We start from the raw sequence: 15,099 nt of genomic DNA on the forward strand, positions 1-15,099 counted from the left end.
CAAACTGAGTGACATCATTCGCATGGGAAGGATTCATCATGACAGTGTCTCATATACTCGGCTACCCCCGCATTGGTGCACGACGTGAGCTGAAGAAAATCACCGAGGCTTACTGGCGCGGTGAGGCCGACCGAGAAGCTTTGGAGAGCACCGCTCAGGCGCTACGGCTCCATCATTGGCAAATTCAGCAGGCGGCTGGGCTGGACATGGTCAGCGTCGGTGACTTCGCCTTTTACGACCAGGTGTTGAATGTTTCGGTCATGTTGGGGGCGGTACCCGAGCGCTTTGATGCTGCCGATGAAGTCAGAGACGGCAGGGTAGACCTGGATACCATGTTTCGCATGGCTCGCGGGCGAGCACCCAGCGGAAAACCCGCTGCCGCTTGCGAGATGACCAAGTATTTCGATACCAACTATCACTACCTGGTGCCCGAACTTCACCAGGGCCAACGCTTCACACTGGCCTCGGAGCGGCTGTTCGATGAGGTCGATGAAGCGCTGCAGGCAGGGTTCACCCCCAAGGTCACACTGGTAGGGCCTCTGACCTGGTTGTGGCTTGGCAAGACCAAGGGCAGCCGTTTTGATCGACTCACGCTGTTGGATAGCGTGCTGGATGTCTACAGCGATATCCTGGCGCGCTTGGCGACCCAGGGCGTGGAGTGGGTGCAGCTCGATGAGCCTGCTCTGGTGCAGGACTTGCCCGTGGCCTGGCAGCAGGCGTATGAACGCGCTTATCATCGCCTTCAGGCGGCACCGTCTAAACTGTTGCTGGCGACCTATTTTGGCGCCCTGGGCGATAACCTTGCCTTGACCACTCGACTGCCGGTCGCTGGGCTGCATATTGATGCTGTGCGTGCTCCAGAGCAGGTCGAAAGTGTTATCGACCGTTTGAGTCCGCACCAGATTCTTTCGCTCGGTTTGGTCGATGGCCGCAATGTCTGGCGGGCCGATTTGGCCGCCTTGCGTGAACGCCTGCTGCCCATCAAGGTGCGTCTCGGCCGGCGGCTCTGGCTGGCGCCCAGCTGCTCGCTGCTCCATGTGCCCGTGGATTTGGCCCAGGAAGATAGCCTGGACCCGGAGCTGCGATCATGGCTGGCCTTCGCTCGTCAGAAATTGGACGAGGTGGTCAGCCTGGCGCGTCTGATCGACAACCGCGCCACGCCTGCCGATGAGCAGCGCTTGAACGAGGCCACACGTGCGCTGGACACGCGGCGTGAGTCGCGGCGTATCCACCAGCTCGAGGTAAGCACGCGCCTCGCAGGCATCACACCAGCAGATAGCCAGCGACGGTCAGCTTACCCCCAACGCGCGCTGGAACAGCGGCGTGCGCTGGCGCTCCCACTGTTTCCCACCACTACCATTGGCTCCTTCCCGCAAACCAGCGAGATTCGTGAAGCACGACGAGCATTCAGAGCCGGTGAGCTTGGACAGGCCGATTACGACGCGAGAATGGCGCAGGAAATTGCCTATGTCATCGCACGCCAGGATGCTCTGGGGCTGGATGTATTGGTACATGGCGAAGCCGAACGTAACGACATGGTGGAATACTTCGGTGAACAGCTGGACGGCTTTGCCTTTACCCGATTTGGCTGGGTACAAAGCTACGGTTCACGCTGCGTCAAACCGCCGATCATCTATGGTGATGTAGCCCGCCCCGCGCCCATGACGGTGCGTTGGAGTGAGTACGCCCAGTCGCTGACGCAAAAACCGATGAAGGGCATGTTGACCGGCCCGGTGACGATTCTTCAATGGTCCTTCGTGCGTGATGACCAGCCCCGAGCCCTCACCTGTCGCCAGATAGCCCTGGCACTGCGTGATGAAGTTCGTGACCTGGAAAGCGCGGGAATTCGGGTGATCCAGATTGACGAGCCCGCCCTGCGTGAAGGCTTGCCGCTGCGCCAGAGTGAGTGGCAGACCTACCTGGACTGGGCCGTCGAGAGCTTTCAGCTCAGTGCGGCGGGGGTTGCCGACAGTACCCAGATTCACACCCATATGTGTTACTCGGAGTTCAACGATATCATCGGTGCCATTGCGGCCCTGGACGCGGACGTGATCACCATCGAGACATCGCGCTCGGACATGCAGCTGCTGGATGCTTTTCAGGACTTTGCTTACCCTAATGAAATTGGGCCTGGGGTATACGACATTCACACGCCCAACACTCCCGAGGTGAGCTGGATGGCAACGCTCATGGAGAAGGCGTTGGAAAAGATTCCCGCTGAACGGCTATGGGTCAATCCTGACTGCGGGCTGAAAACCCGTGAGTGGGCCGATGTGGAGCCGGCCCTGGCCAATATGGTGAAAGCTGCCCGCCAGCTGCGCCAGCAACACACGTGAGAGGGAAGTGTGCCTGAGCTGCCCCGGCTACCAGGCCAGGGCGGCGGCCTCAGCTCTTCGTGGCGTAAGCGTAGAGCAGCGTTTCCTGGGCGCTGATGGCATCGCCGTGGCCTGGGTCCTGGAGCTGGTAGCTGCCATCGCTCTGCAGTAGCCAGCTTTGGCAGTTATCGACCAGGTAGGTCTCCAGGTCCTTGCGCACCCGGGTGGCGAGCTTCTTGTCCAGCAGCGGGAAGCAGGTTTCCACGCGGTGGAACATGTTGCGCGACATGAAGTCGGCGCTGGAGCACCAGGTTTCCGGTTTGCCGTCGTTATGGAAGTGAAAGACTCGGGTATGTTCCAGAAAGCGGCCAATGATCGAGCGTACGCGAATGTTGTCTGATACGCCCGGCACGCCGGGTTTCAGGCAGCACATGCCGCGAATGATCAGGTCGCACTCCACGCCCGCCTGAGAGGCTCGGTAAAGCGCCTTGATCAGCTTGGGCTCGGTCAGCGAGTTGCACTTGATGATGATATGGCCACGTTTGCCCTTGCGGGCGATCTGGGCTTCCCGATCGATCATTTCCACCAGCCGCTCGTGCAGCGTGAACGGCGCGTGCAGCAGCGTATCGATCTTACGCGCGCGGCCCATGCCCGAGAGCTGCTGGAAGACCTTGTGCACGTCGGCACACAGCGCCTTGTTGGCAGTCAGCAGGCTGTAGTCGGTATACAGCTTGGCGGTCTTGGCATGGTAGTTGCCCGTGCCCAGGTGCGCATAGTGACGCAGCTCGCCGCGCTCACGGCGGACGATATGCAGCATTTTGGCGTGGGTCTTGTAGGCCATGATGCCGTAGATGACGATGGCCCCGGCTTCCTGTAGGCGCGAGGCAAGCTGCAGGTTGTCTGCTTCGTCGAAGCGTGCCCGTAGCTCGATGACCACGGTGACCTCCTTGCCCTGGCTGGCGGCATCCACCAGCGCGCTGACGATGGAGGAGTCGGCACCGGTACGGTAGAGCGTCTGCTTGATGGCCAGAACGTCTGGATCGCGTGCGGCTTCGCGCAGCAGGTCTTCGATGGGGGAGAAGGCCTGGAAGGGGTGGTGCAGCAGAATGTCGTTGTTGGCAATGGCGCTGAACAGGCTGCCGCCCTTCAAGCCCTTGGGCACGCTGGGGGTAAACGGGCGATAGAGCAGCTCGGGGCGGTCCACGTCGCCCAGCACGGCCATCATGCGGGTCAGGTTCACTGGCCCCTGTACGCGGTATAGATCGTCGTTGTCCAGCTCGAACTGGCGTAGCAGGAAGTTGATGAGCTCATCCGGGCAGTTATCGGCGACCTCCAGGCGTACGCCGCTGCCATAGCGCCGTGCTAGCAGCTCGCCGCGTAACGCCGATGCCAGGTCTGAGACCTCTTCCGGGTCGACGGTCATGTCCGCATTGCGGGTCAGGCGGAACTGATAGCAGCCGCGCACGCGCATGCCGGGGAACAGCTCTTCGGCATGGGCATGTATGAGCGAAGACAAAAAGACATACTCGGTGTAGCCCTCTGCACACAGCTCTCTGGGCAAGGCCATCAGCCGTGGCAGCGAGCGTGGGGCGGGCAGAATCGCCATGCCGCCAGCACGGCCAAAGGCGTCTTTACCATCGAGCTCGACGATGAAGTTGAGGCTTTTATTGACCAGCCGAGGGAACGGATGAGAGGGGTCCAGGCCGATGGGGCTGATGACCGGCATGATCTCGTTATCGAAAAATTCCCGCGCCCAGGCCTTCTGCGCCTCGGTCCATTGATCGCGGCGGCGAAAACGTAGCCCCTGGGCTTCCAGGGCAGGCAGCAGGGTGTCATTGAGGATCGCGTATTGGCGGGCGATTTGCTGGTGGGCAATGGTGGAAATCTCCCCCAGCACGGCCTTGGGTAAGCGACCATCGGCGGCGGTGGTGTCATCGCCCAGCGCCATTTGGTGCTTGAGCCCCGCGACCCTGATTTCGAAAAACTCGTCCATGTTGGACGAGAAGATCAGCAGGAACATGAGACGGTTCAGCAGCGGATGCGCATCGTCCAGCGCCTGCTCCAGCACGCGAATATTGAACTGCAGGTGCGAAAGCTCGCGGTTGAAGTAGAGCTGTGGGTCATCCAGGTCGGCTTCCGGAAGCACTTCACGGGCCTGTACTCCCGTCGGTGTACGGTTGACCCGTAAAGGCAGTGCCTCGGTACTGTCGCTCACGAAAGTCTCGTTACCGGGCACGGTACTGCTGACATCGGTGGTGGAATCGGCTGAGTTGTCTTCCATGCTGGCCCCCTGCGGTAATGGCGCTTGCCTGTGCTGCTTGTTATAACGCGAATTGCGTTAAGTATGCAGGGGCAAGATGACAAACAGGTGTCACCGATTTGTCATCCTGGTGGCATCAGCGCTGCAGCAGACGCGCCGCTTCCAACGCGAAGTAGGTCAATATGCCGTCGGCCCCCGCCCGCTTGAAGCACATCAGCGATTCGAGAATCACCGGCTCTGCGGCCAGCCAGCCGTTGTCGAAGGCCGCGCGGTGCATGGCGTACTCACCGCTCACCTGATAGGCGAAGGTTGGCACCTGCAGCTCGCTTTTGACACGCTGCACTACGTCAAGATAAGGCATGCCCGGCTTGACCATCACCATGTCGGCACCTTCGGCGATGTCCAGCGCCACTTCGTGCAGAGCTTCGTCGCTGTTGGCGGGGTCCATCTGATAGGTGCGTTTGTCGGCCTTGCCCAGATTGGCGGCGGAGCCGACGGCATCCCGGAAGGGGCCGTAGTAGTTCGAGGCGTACTTGGCGCTGTACGCCATGATGCGCACATTGTGCAGCTGCTCCTGCTCCAGTACCTGGCGAATCGCACCAATCCGGCCATCCATCATGTCGGAGGGGGCCACGACATCGGCGCCGGCTTCCGCATGAGAAAGGGCCTGCTTGAGCAGCGTGTCCACCGTGCGATCATTTTGCACGTAGCCCTGGGCATCGAGAATGCCGTCCTGGCCGTGGCTGGTGTAGGGGTCCAGCGCCACATCGGTGATGATACCAAGCTCTGGCACGGCTTCCTTGAGGGCACGCACGGTGCGCTGTACCAGGCCACTGGCATTGTAGGCCTCTTCGGCCAGCTCGCTTTTTTGCTCGGCGCCGATCACCGGAAACAGCGCCAGCGCCGGTATGCCCAGGGCATGGGCCTCCTTGGCTTGTTCGATCAGCAGGTCGATGGACAGCCGCTCCACGCCGGGCATGGAGGCCACCGCTTCACGCTGATTTTCGCCTTCCAGCACGAACACCGGCAGAATCAGGTCGTTGGGCGTCAGGGTCGACTCCTGCATCAAACGGCGTGAGAAGTCGTCCCGGCGCATGCGGCGCATGCGGGTGGCGGGGAAATGGCGCGGGCTTGAGGTGTTCAACGGCTCTCTCCAGACAGTCTCGAAAAGGGTGCCCCACGAGCATTGGCCAACAGCGCGGACAACTCTCTGGGCGTGGGTTGAGTATATCAGTCATGCCATGCAGCGAAAGCCGCCTTGTGGCCGCAGGGCAGACTGACTAAAGTGAGTCACTCAGCCATTCGCATGGCTTCGACAAGGAGTAGAGGTATGACCAAGCAGGTAGCGGTGGTATTAGCCGGCTGTGGCGTGTTCGACGGTTCGGAAATCTACGAAACGACACTGACACTACTGCGTCTGGATCAGTTGGGCATCGGGTATCGCTGCTTTGCACCCGATGTAGAGCAGCATCACGTCATCAACCACCTGGATCAGACGCCGGTGGAGGGTGAGCGACGCAATGTGCTGCAGGAGTCGGCCCGTCTGGCGCGTGGCGAGATCAGTCCGATCACCGAGCTGGTGTCCAATGATTTCGATGCAGTGATCGTGCCCGGTGGCTTTGGCGTTGCCAAGAACCTGTGTGACTTTGCCATGCAAGGTGACGAGATGCAGGTGCTGGAAAGCGTCAAGGAGGCGCTGGCAGGATTCAAGAAAGACGCCAAGCCGATTGGCTTGATGTGCATTTCCCCGGTCATGGTGCCCCGGCTGTTGGGGGATGGCATCGCCGTCACGGTAGGTCATGATCCGGGCGTATCCGGGGCGATCAGTGCCATGGGCGGGCTGCACCGTAGCTGCGGCGTGGAAGAGATCGTCGTGGATCTCGAGCATCGCGTGGTCACCACGCCTGCCTATATGCTGGCAACGCGCATCAGTGAAGCTGCCACGGGCATCTTCAAACTAGTGGAGCGTATCGATGAAATGATGGGCTAGGCTGGCTGGCAAGCCCGTAGGGAAAAAGCCTCTGTCATCGTGGGATGACAGAGGCTTTTTAATGGCCTTGAGCATACAGGAGCGCTAGTCGGTCTGCTCTTCCTCGGTGGTTTTTGGCTTGCGCACCAGACGGCCAAACAGCAACCCCACTTCGTACAACAAGTACATGGGAATCGCCAGCAGGCTTTGAGAAATCACATCGGGCGGCGTCAGCAGCATACCGACGACAAAGCAGCCCAGTATGATATACGGGCGCTTCTTCGACAGGCTTTCCACGGTCGTCGCGCCGGAGAGAATCAGCAGGAAGGTGGCGATGGGGATTTCAAAGGCCACGCCAAATGCAAAGAACAACTTGAGCACGAAGTTCAGGTACTGATTGATGTCGGTCATCACCGCGACATTTTCCGGCCCCGTTTGGGTAAAAAACTCGAACAGCAGCGGAAACACCACGTAATAGGCAAACGCTGCCCCGGCATAAAACAGCGCCACGCTGGAAACGAGAATCGGAATGGCCAGCGCTTTCTCGTTATCGTAAAGCCCCGGCGCCACGAAGGCCCAGGCCTGGTGCAGCACGAAAGGAATGGCAATGAAGACCGCCACTACCAGTGTCAGCTTGAAAGGTGCCAGGAAGGGCGAGGCGACCTCGGTGGCAATCATCTGGGAACCTTCGGGCAGCAGTGCCATCAGCGGCTCGGCCACGAAGGTGTAGATATCGTTGGCAAAAGCATAGAGCCCCAGGAAAATCACCAGGATCACCACGACCGCCTTCATCAAGCGCGAGCGCAGCTCGATCAGATGCTCGATGAGAGGCGCCTGGCCCTGGTCGTTGTGCGGTGGCTGGGAGTTGCCAGACATGCTCATGAGTGGGGTCTATCCTTTTGATCGGCCGTATCGGTGTCGCTCGGCAGGTCTTCACGCACGGTCTGCAAAGCGTCATCCAGTCGTGCGCTGGCCCTGGCCACCCGCTGTTCGGTGTCTGCCTGGGCGGAAGGCTGGGCAGGCACGGCTGAAGGGGCGTCAGCAATGCTCTCGACATCCTGCTTGGCTTTTTTCAGGCTGTCATCGAGCTTTTTCTGCTGCTCATTCAGCTTTTGCCGCAGCTCTTCGGCTTCCAGTTGGGCACTGATTTCACGCTGCATGCCGGATACCGTGCGCTTGATCTTGCCGATCCATAGACCCGCCGTGCGCGCCGCCTTGGGCAGGCGTTCCGGGCCCAGCACCAGCAGTGCCACGACGCCGATGAGCATGAGTTCAAGAAAGCCGATATCCAGCATGGGTTATTTGCGCTCTTCGTTGCGGTCGCCAGAGTGAACGTCTGCCGCTGGCTTCTGCTCAGCTTGAACGTCGTAGGTGTTGCCGTTCTCTTCGTGGGCGACCTTGGCCTGAGGCTGATCAGAGGGCTTGTCGCCGTCCTTCTCTTCCTCGTGCATGGCTTTCTTGAAGCCCTTGACCGCGCCGCCCAGGTCGGTGCCCACGTTACGCAGTTTTTTGGTGCCGAAAATCAGGATGATGATGCCCAGAACAATCAGCAGCTGCCAAATACTGATACCACCTAACATATGCGTTTCCTCATGGATGCAGGGTTAACGTTGTGATCGGGACGCTTTTTCGTCGTGACCAGAGATTCCAAACCGTCGCGCAAGCTCGTCCAGCACGGGCTGATGGTCCAGGTCCAGATGCGACAGCATGACCAGGCTATGAAACCACAGGTCGGCCGTTTCGGCGATCAACGCTTGACGGGCCTGCTCATCGCCGTGCTCGGCATCCTTGGCGGCCAGCAGCGTTTCGGTGGCCTCTTCGCCCACTTTCTCGAGTATCTTGTTCAAACCCTTGTGATGCAAGGAGGCAACATAAGATTCTTCTGGTTGCGCATGGCGACGCTGTTTCAAAACGTCGGCCAGGGTGTCCAGTACGGGGGCTTGGTTGGCATCTGTCATGGTGTTCTCGTTATTCATCGCAATAGAGTGTCATCCGGCACGCACTGGAAAGGCTCACTGCCAGATCAGCAGCAGCAACCCGACCCCGGCAGCTGCCAGAATCGGCCAATCCTGGGTGGCGGCCCAACTGCTCAGCGGCTGCCAGGCAAGCGCGATGGCCACGAGTGCCAAACCGATGCGCAGCCGATGCTGGCGTTTGCCCTGTTGTTTCAACTGGTGGCGCATCTGGCTGAGCGCGGTGACCTGCTGATGCCGCTGGCGGTGTTCATGTTCCATGCGGCTGAGCGCCTGATGTGCCAGCGCCGGCAGCTCTGGCAATTGATGCGAAAGCTCCGGCGCCTGGCGCTTGAGCGATGCCCAGAGCCCGCCGATACCGGCACGCTCTCTCATCCACTTTTCCAGGTAGGGCTTGGCGGTGCTCCATAGGTCCAGCTCCGGGTAGAGCTGACGCCCCAGCCCTTCGATGTTAAGCAGGGTTTTCTGCAGCAGCACCAGCTGCGGCTGAACTTCCATGTTGAAGCGTCGCGCCGTTTGAAACAGCCCCAGCAGCACCTGCCCAAAGGAAATATCCTTCAGAGGCTTTTCCAGAATCGGTTCGCACACGGTACGAATGGCTGCGGCAAATTCGTTGGCACGGGTGTTCTCGCCCACCCATCCCGACTCGATGTGCAGGGAAGCGACCTCGTAATAGTCCTGATGGAAAAAAGCCAGCAGGTTGCGCGCCAGATAATCCTGGTCTTCCCGGGTGAGGCTGCCCACGATACCGCAGTCGATGGCGATGTACTGGGGGTCGTCCGGGTCGTCACAGTTGACGAAGATATTGCCGGGATGCATGTCCGCGTGGAAGAAGTTGTCCCGGAATACCTGGGTGAAGAATAGTTCCACGCCGCGCTCGGCGAGCTTTTTCAGATTGGTGCCGCGGGCCCGCAAGGTCTCCAGGTCGGCCACCGGTACGCCGCGAATGCGCTCCTGCACCATCACGTGGCGCCGGGTGTAGGGCCAGTAGATGGTGGGCACGAAGAGGAGCGGCGAGTCCTTGAAATTACGTTTGAGCTGAGAGGTGTTGGCCGCCTCCTTGTAGAGGTCCAGCTCGTCGAACAGGGTGGCTTCATAGTCGCGAATGACTTCTACCGGGCGCAGGCGTCTGGCTTCGGGCACTTTGGCCAGCAGCTTCGCTACCTGGTACATCAGCCCCATGTCCTGGCGCATGATTCGGTCGATGCCGGGGCGAATGATCTTGACCACGACCTCTTCGCCACCGTGCAGGGTGGCGGCGTGCACCTGGGCGATGGAGGCCGAGGCGAGGGGCACACGGTCGAAGGCCGCAAAGGCCTCCACCAGGGTCATGCCCAGCTCTTTCTCCACTCGGGCCGCTGCCAGCTCGCCAGCAAAGGGCGGCACCTGATCCTGCAGACGTTTCAGCTCGTCGGCAATGTCTTCCGGCAGCAGGTCGCGGCGGGTCGAGAGCATTTGGCCGAATTTGATGAAGATCGGGCCCAGTGCCTCCAACGCCAGCCGCAGCCGCTCGCCGCGGCTGCGCTTGCCCACCGGCACCAGTTGGAGGGGCGAAAAACGGGTCAGCAGCCGCAGCCAGAGTGGCATGCGCTCGGCAGGTACGAGCGTGTCCAAACGGTGCCGCGTGACTACCCAGAGAATCTTGAACAGCCGCAGGCTCATTCGCTCGGCTCCTCGGGCGCATTGGCCTTGGCCAACTGCGTGAGACGCCGATTCAGGCGCTGCAGTCTGGCATCCAGGCGGTCGGTGGCGATTTCCAGCTCGGTGAGGTGGTCGCGCAGCACGTCGCGCTGCTGGCGGCCTGGCAGCAGGCGTGCCTCTTCGAAGACATACTCCGACACATCCTGCAGTAGCTCGTCCTTGGCGCGTAGCCCCCAGCGTGCCGCGCGGCGCAGCCCTTCGGCCAGCGAATGGGCAGGCATGTCGCCCAGCCAGTGTGCCAGCTCACCTTCCCAGTCGACCTCCAGGTCCAGCAGCAGCTCTCGGGTAGCTTCCAATAAGTGGACATGCCCCCGAATGGCCAGCTTGCCCTCGAACATCAGCCGCTCCACGGAGGCACCGCTGAGCCACTCCGAGAGGGTTTCCGGGGTCAGTTCGACCACCGCATCCACGTCGCTTTCATCGACGTCGTCGCCGTGCTGCAGATCCAGTCCGGCATTGTGGTAGCAAAGCAGCAGCGCCAGCTGTGGCTTTTCCAGACGCACCAGCAGGCGGCTGCCCGCCAGCGCGGCCAGCCGCCCAGGGGCAGCAGGGTCACGGGCAAGCAGTGCGTTCAGCGTGCGTTCACAACCGGCCAGCAGCAGGGTCGGGGTGACTAGCATGCGGGCCTCATCGTTCGGTGGGTCAGCGTGCGAGGCGTCATAGCTTGATGCCGCGGTGCAGGGCGACGATGCCGCCGGTCAGGTTGGTGTACTCCACTCGATCGAGCCCGGCGGTTTCCATCATGCCCTTCAGGGTTTCCTGGTCGGGGTGCATGCGGATCGATTCGGCCAGGTAGCGGTAGCTTTCGCCGTCGCCGGCGACCAGTTCGCCCATCTTGGGCAACAGCCGGAACGAGTACTCATCGTAGGCCCTGGAGAGTAGCGGGTTGTTGGGCTTGGAAAACTCCAGCACCAGCAGGCGGCCGCCGGGCTTGAGTACCCGTGCCATGGAGCGCAGCGCGGCGTCCTTGTCGGTCACGTTGCGCAGGCCAAAGGCGATGGTGATGCAGTCGAAACTGTTGTCCGGGAAGGGCAGACACTCGGCATTGGCCTGGACGTACTCAACGTTGCCACCGACGCCGTTGTCCATCAGCTTGTCGCGGCCTACCTTGAGCATGGAGGCGTTGATGTCGGCCAGCACGACCTTGCCGCGGGGGCCGACCAGACGCGAGAACTTGAGGGTCAGGTCCCCCGTGCCGCCAGCGATGTCCAGCACATGATGGCCGGGGCGAACGCCAGCACGCTCGATGGTGAGGCGCTTCCACACACGGTGGATGCCCAGGGACATCAGGTCGTTCATGACGTCGTAGCGGGCGGCGACCGAGTGGAAAACATCGGCGACGCGTGAGGCTTTTTCGTCGACCGGGACTTCCTGGTAGCCAAAATGGGTGGTGCGTTTTTCCGTGGGGCTCATGGGGCTTCAGCTCCCGAGTTCGAGGCGGTAGTAGTCGACCATAAGGTCATCGCAATCATTGATGGCCAACATTGTAGCCTTCTCGAGCCTGCTTTGTCTGCGCCTCAACTGGGGCGTGGCGTCACAGCTGCTTGAATTGAATGCCCGCAGGCTCGCGAGAGGCACCCGCTGCTTCCAGCCGCTCGAGGTAGTTGTTCCAGTAAGCGTGTTGATGCGTCGCGAGGTCGTGCAGGTAGTTCCAGCTGTAGAGGCCGCTGTCGTGGCCATCGTCGAAGTGCAGCTTGAGGGCGTAGTTACCCGCTTGGGTGATGTTCTGCAGGCCGACGTCCTTCTTGCCCACTTGCAGTACCGCCGTGTCGCCACCGTGGCCACGCACTTCGGCAGAGGGAGAGTAGACGCGCAGCAGCTCCACGGGCAGCCGGTAGGTGTCCCCCGAGGCGTAGCCGAGTTCCAACTCGCGGGCCTGCTTGTGGTAGTGCACTCGGGTGGGGACCGGGGCATCGGGAGTAGAGGGGGTGTGGGTAGACGTGTGGGTGTTGGAGGCGTTCATGGTCGGGGCACTCATGGTTGGCGTGACGTCGCTCAGGCACGAGCGACACCTGGCCGGGGTGGCCAGGTGTCGGGGTGCGGCAGAGGTTACAGAATATAGCGGGAGAGATCTTCGTCTACCGCCAGTTCTCCCAACTGCGCGTTAACGTAATCTGCATCGATCACCAGCGGGCTATCCATATCGCCGCCCTTGAACGAGGCCTCTTCCAGCAGCCGCTCCATGACCGTGTGCAGGCGGCGCGCGCCGATGTTCTCGGTCCCTTCGTTGACCTGCCAGGAGATCTCCGCAATGCGCTCGATGCCGTCGGGAGTGAACTCTACGTCCAGCCCTTCGGTGCCCAGCAGCGCCTGATACTGCTTGGTCAGCGAGGCGGAAGGCTCGGTGAGGATGCGCTTGAAATCGCCGGGAGTGAGAGCGTCCAGCTCCACGCGAATGGGCAAGCGACCCTGCAGCTCGGGGATCAGGTCGGAAGGCCGCGCCAAGTGGAAAGCACCGGAGGCGATGAACAGGATATGGTCGGTCTTCACCATGCCATATTTGGTCGACACCGTGGAGCCTTCGATCAGTGGCAGCAGGTCGCGCTGCACGCCCTCGCGTGATACTTCACCACCGCTGGACTGGCCACTGCCCTTGGCCACCTTGTCGATCTCGTCCAGGAAGACGATGCCGTGCTGCTCGACGGCCTCGACGGCGCGGGCCTTGATCTCCTCTTCGTTGACCAGCTTGCCCGCTTCCTCGTCACGCAGCAGCACCAGGGCTTCCTTGACGGTAACGCGACGCTTTTCACGCTTTTGCTGGCCCATGTTGGAGAACAGGCTCTGCAGCTGGCTGGTCATCTCCTCCATGCCCGGCGGCGTCATGATGTCGATGCCCTGGCTCTGGGCGGTGATTTCGATGTCGATTTCCTTGTCGTCCAGCTGGCCTTCGCGCAGTTTCTTGCGGAACAGCTGGCGCGTGCTGTTATCGTCCCGGGGCTGCTCTTCCTGGCCGCGGGGCGGCGGCAGCAGCGCATCGAGAACGCGGTCTTCGGCGGCATCTTCTGCGCGGTGGCCGACTTCTTCCTTGGCGTGCTCGCGCACCATCTTGATGGCGGCTTCCATCAGGTCGCGGATGATCGATTCCACGTCGCGACCCACGTAGCCCACTTCCGTGAACTTGGTGGCTTCGACCTTGATGAAGGGCGCACGGGCCAATTTGGCCAGGCGGCGGGCGATTTCGGTTTTACCCACGCCGGTGGGGCCAATCATCAGAATATTCTTGGGGGTGACTTCCGGGCGCAGATCATCGTCGAGCTGCATGCGCCGCCAACGGTTGCGCAGCGCAATGGCAACGGCGCGTTTGGCATCCTGCTGGCCGATGATGTACTGGTCCAGCGCATGGACGATTTCACGGGGTGTCATCTGAGTCATAAAGGGGCCTCAACGGTCGTCGATGTTCAGCTCTTCGAGCGTGACGTGGTGGTTAGTGAATACGCAGATGTCACCCGCGATTTGCAGGGATTTTTCGGTGATTTCACGGGCGGAGAGATCGGTGTTTTCGAGCAGCGCGCGGGCGCTGGCCTGGGCAAAGTTGCCCCCCGAGCCGATGGCGATGATGCCGCGTTCGGGTTCGACCACGTCACCGTTACCGGTGATGATCAGCGAGGCGCTGTGGTCGGCTACGGCCAGCAGTGCTTCCAGACGGCGCAGGGCGCGGTCGGTGCGCCAATCCTTGGCAAGCTCCACGGCCGCCTTGGTGAGATGGCCCTGATACTTCTCCAGCTGAGCTTCGAAACGTTCGAACAGGGTAAAGGCATCCGCAGTGCCGCCGGCAAAACCGGCCAGTACCTTGCCGCGATAGAGGCGGCGAACCTTGCTGGCGTTGCCTTTCATCACGGTGTTGCCCAGCGATACTTGGCCGTCGCCAGCAAGAGCGACCTGGTTACCGCGGCGAACGGAGACAATGGTGGTCATGGAGATAACTCCTTGGGGGAGACGCGCTCCCGATGACTGATCGGCCACCCTGGGTGGCCGTAAAAAAAGCGATTCCCAACAAAATGCGGGCGGCTGATGAAAAATCAACCGCCCGCTCGAGAAAGCCAGGTGATAAAACCGCGCCTTCAGGCGCGGTCAGGGGGGGTAGCTCAGTTCTGCAGCTGTATCAGCAGGGGTTCGATCCCTTGAGTGCTCATCAGGTCCTGGGCGCGGTTCAGCTCCCGGGTATCCTCGTAAGGGCCTACCTGCACGCGGTGCCAGGTGTCGCCATTGGCCTGCACTTCGCTGATTTGTGCCAGCAAACTCAGGTTGCGCAGCCGGCCGCGCAGCTGCTCGGCGTCGCTGAGGTCGCGAAACGAAGCGGCTTGCAGCATGTAGCGGTTCGGCGTGCTGGCACTACTGCTGGTGCTAGTGCTGCTAGCGGCAGGCGGCTGGGTAGCCGCCACGGCGGCCTGCTCGTTGGGTCGCGTGTTGGCGGCAATGACCTGAGCAATCGGGTCGTTGGCGCTGCTGCCGGTGCTGCCCGGCGAGGCGTCGTCCGCGGCTGCCGCGTTGCTGGCAGCCTCTGTGGCGGCTTCGGCGATCTCAGGCCGAGTGATATTGGCCGGAATGGCGCCTCCCGGAGCGATGACCTCGGTTTCGGGGAGCAGCGTGTAGAACTCGAAGGTGGGCATGGCAGGCTCGGCCGAGGCTGCCTGCCCCGTGCCCTGGGCGTCTCCGCGCTCATCGCTGGAGGGCTTGGGCAGCACCGTGGCCTGGGGCGTGCTGCTCTGCTCCTGCCACGGGGCGGTGCCGTGCTGATGCTGCGCCAGGAAGAAGCCGGCGGCCACCCCGGCCACCCCCCACAGCCAGCCGGGAATACGCCACCCGTCGCCGGAGCGGCGAGCAGATTTACGCTGCGAGGTGGCGCCTCGACGGGACGGCTTGTTACGCGGGCTGGCCATG

15 protein-coding genes are annotated in these 15,099 nt (G+C 61.5%); 2 read left to right on the top strand and 13 right to left on the bottom strand.

The window, feature by feature from the left end; all coding sequences use genetic code 11:
* Positions 1 to 38: 38 nt before the first annotated feature.
* The gene (gene metE, locus KVY02_RS03010; protein WP_218314305.1) at positions 39 to 2,336 is read left to right on the top strand and encodes a 5-methyltetrahydropteroyltriglutamate--homocysteine S-methyltransferase; all 2,298 of its coding nucleotides are present in this window, start codon (positions 39 to 41) and stop codon (positions 2,334 to 2,336) included.
* A gap of 49 nt (positions 2,337 to 2,385) precedes the next feature.
* Here the strand turns inward: metE and ppk1 are convergent, their stop codons facing one another.
* The gene (gene ppk1, locus KVY02_RS03015; protein WP_218314307.1) at positions 2,386 to 4,596 is read right to left on the bottom strand and encodes a polyphosphate kinase 1; all 2,211 of its coding nucleotides are present in this window, start codon (positions 4,594 to 4,596) and stop codon (positions 2,386 to 2,388) included.
* A 115-nt stretch (positions 4,597 to 4,711) separates the two neighbouring features.
* Entirely contained in the window at positions 4,712 to 5,719 is a 1,008-nt protein-coding gene (gene hemB, locus KVY02_RS03020) for a porphobilinogen synthase (protein ID WP_081192705.1), read from the bottom strand.
* Between the two features lie 186 nt (positions 5,720 to 5,905).
* Here hemB and elbB point away from each other — a divergent pair, with 186 nt between their 5' ends.
* Positions 5,906 to 6,565 (top strand): isoprenoid biosynthesis glyoxalase ElbB, encoded by a 660-nt coding sequence (gene elbB, locus KVY02_RS03025; protein ID WP_100730995.1) that lies wholly within the window; start codon positions 5,906 to 5,908, stop codon positions 6,563 to 6,565.
* Positions 6,566 to 6,649: 84 nt separating this feature from the next.
* On the opposite strand, the gene tatC is transcribed toward elbB, so the two are convergent.
* The 11 genes from tatC to KVY02_RS03080 form a co-directional block, all read right to left on the bottom strand.
* Positions 6,650 to 7,426 carry a twin-arginine translocase subunit TatC gene (gene tatC, locus KVY02_RS03030; RefSeq protein WP_081192702.1) on the bottom strand — a complete coding sequence of 259 codons (777 nt, stop codon included), beginning with the start codon at positions 7,424 to 7,426 and terminating at the stop codon, positions 6,650 to 6,652.
* Complete coding sequence (gene tatB / locus KVY02_RS03035) at positions 7,423 to 7,839, bottom strand: Sec-independent protein translocase protein TatB (protein ID WP_081192701.1); 417 nt, start codon at positions 7,837 to 7,839, stop codon at positions 7,423 to 7,425. The genes tatC and tatB overlap by 4 nt, the downstream gene beginning before the upstream one ends.
* 3 nt (positions 7,840 to 7,842) lie before the next feature.
* Positions 7,843 to 8,124 carry a Sec-independent protein translocase subunit TatA gene (gene tatA, locus KVY02_RS03040; RefSeq protein WP_039181664.1) on the bottom strand — a complete coding sequence of 94 codons (282 nt, stop codon included), beginning with the start codon at positions 8,122 to 8,124 and terminating at the stop codon, positions 7,843 to 7,845.
* 24 nt (positions 8,125 to 8,148) lie between these two features.
* Positions 8,149 to 8,502 (bottom strand): phosphoribosyl-ATP diphosphatase, encoded by a 354-nt coding sequence (locus tag KVY02_RS03045; protein WP_081192700.1) that lies wholly within the window; start codon positions 8,500 to 8,502, stop codon positions 8,149 to 8,151.
* Positions 8,503 to 8,556: 54 nt separating this feature from the next.
* Positions 8,557 to 10,179, bottom strand: coding sequence for a ubiquinone biosynthesis regulatory protein kinase UbiB (ubiB, locus tag KVY02_RS03050; RefSeq protein ID WP_081192698.1), 1,623 nt, complete (start codon positions 10,177 to 10,179; stop codon positions 8,557 to 8,559).
* Positions 10,176 to 10,838 (bottom strand): ubiquinone biosynthesis accessory factor UbiJ, encoded by a 663-nt coding sequence (locus tag KVY02_RS03055; RefSeq protein WP_039181658.1) that lies wholly within the window; start codon positions 10,836 to 10,838, stop codon positions 10,176 to 10,178. The genes ubiB and KVY02_RS03055 overlap by 4 nt, the downstream gene beginning before the upstream one ends.
* A gap of 37 nt (positions 10,839 to 10,875) precedes the next feature.
* Complete coding sequence (gene ubiE / locus KVY02_RS03060; RefSeq protein WP_100730994.1) at positions 10,876 to 11,631, bottom strand: bifunctional demethylmenaquinone methyltransferase/2-methoxy-6-polyprenyl-1,4-benzoquinol methylase UbiE; 756 nt, start codon at positions 11,629 to 11,631, stop codon at positions 10,876 to 10,878.
* A 121-nt stretch (positions 11,632 to 11,752) separates the two neighbouring features.
* A complete protein-coding gene (locus tag KVY02_RS03065) occupies positions 11,753 to 12,181 on the bottom strand; it encodes a gamma-butyrobetaine hydroxylase-like domain-containing protein (RefSeq protein WP_016916133.1) in 429 nt (142 codons plus the stop codon).
* 86 nt (positions 12,182 to 12,267) lie between these two features.
* A complete protein-coding gene (gene hslU / locus KVY02_RS03070) occupies positions 12,268 to 13,590 on the bottom strand; it encodes an ATP-dependent protease ATPase subunit HslU (RefSeq protein ID WP_081192694.1) in 1,323 nt (440 codons plus the stop codon).
* A 9-nt stretch (positions 13,591 to 13,599) separates the two neighbouring features.
* Complete coding sequence (gene hslV, locus KVY02_RS03075; protein ID WP_039181652.1) at positions 13,600 to 14,133, bottom strand: ATP-dependent protease subunit HslV; 534 nt, start codon at positions 14,131 to 14,133, stop codon at positions 13,600 to 13,602.
* A 170-nt stretch (positions 14,134 to 14,303) separates the two neighbouring features.
* Complete coding sequence (locus KVY02_RS03080) at positions 14,304 to 15,098, bottom strand: SPOR domain-containing protein (RefSeq protein ID WP_081192692.1); 795 nt, start codon at positions 15,096 to 15,098, stop codon at positions 14,304 to 14,306.
* Position 15,099 lies beyond the last annotated feature (1 nt).

Source organism: Halomonas sp. 18071143, from assembly GCF_019211725.1.
In the GTDB taxonomy this organism is placed as follows: domain Bacteria; phylum Pseudomonadota; class Gammaproteobacteria; order Pseudomonadales; family Halomonadaceae; genus Vreelandella; species Vreelandella stevensii.

Coding starts and splice junctions, on each gene's coding strand:
- tatC (WP_081192702.1), bottom strand. CDS start 7,426: ATGAGCATGTCTGGCAACTCCCAGCCACCGCACAACGACCAGGGCCAG.
- KVY02_RS03055 (WP_039181658.1), bottom strand. CDS start 10,838: ATGCTAGTCACCCCGACCCTGCTGCTGGCCGGTTGTGAACGCACGCTG.
- KVY02_RS03045 (WP_081192700.1), bottom strand. CDS start 8,502: ATGACAGATGCCAACCAAGCCCCCGTACTGGACACCCTGGCCGACGTT.
- ubiE (WP_100730994.1), bottom strand. CDS start 11,631: ATGAGCCCCACGGAAAAACGCACCACCCATTTTGGCTACCAGGAAGTC.
- hslV (WP_039181652.1), bottom strand. CDS start 14,133: ATGACCACCATTGTCTCCGTTCGCCGCGGTAACCAGGTCGCTCTTGCT.
- tatA (WP_039181664.1), bottom strand. CDS start 8,124: ATGTTAGGTGGTATCAGTATTTGGCAGCTGCTGATTGTTCTGGGCATC.
- ppk1 (WP_218314307.1), bottom strand. CDS start 4,596: ATGGAAGACAACTCAGCCGATTCCACCACCGATGTCAGCAGTACCGTG.
- KVY02_RS03080 (WP_081192692.1), bottom strand. CDS start 15,098: ATGGCCAGCCCGCGTAACAAGCCGTCCCGTCGAGGCGCCACCTCGCAG.
- hslU (WP_081192694.1), bottom strand. CDS start 13,590: ATGACTCAGATGACACCCCGTGAAATCGTCCATGCGCTGGACCAGTAC.
- metE (WP_218314305.1), top strand. CDS start 39: ATGACAGTGTCTCATATACTCGGCTACCCCCGCATTGGTGCACGACGT.
- ubiB (WP_081192698.1), bottom strand. CDS start 10,179: ATGAGCCTGCGGCTGTTCAAGATTCTCTGGGTAGTCACGCGGCACCGT.
- KVY02_RS03065 (WP_016916133.1), bottom strand. CDS start 12,181: ATGAACGCCTCCAACACCCACACGTCTACCCACACCCCCTCTACTCCC.
- tatB (WP_081192701.1), bottom strand. CDS start 7,839: ATGCTGGATATCGGCTTTCTTGAACTCATGCTCATCGGCGTCGTGGCA.
- elbB (WP_100730995.1), top strand. CDS start 5,906: ATGACCAAGCAGGTAGCGGTGGTATTAGCCGGCTGTGGCGTGTTCGAC.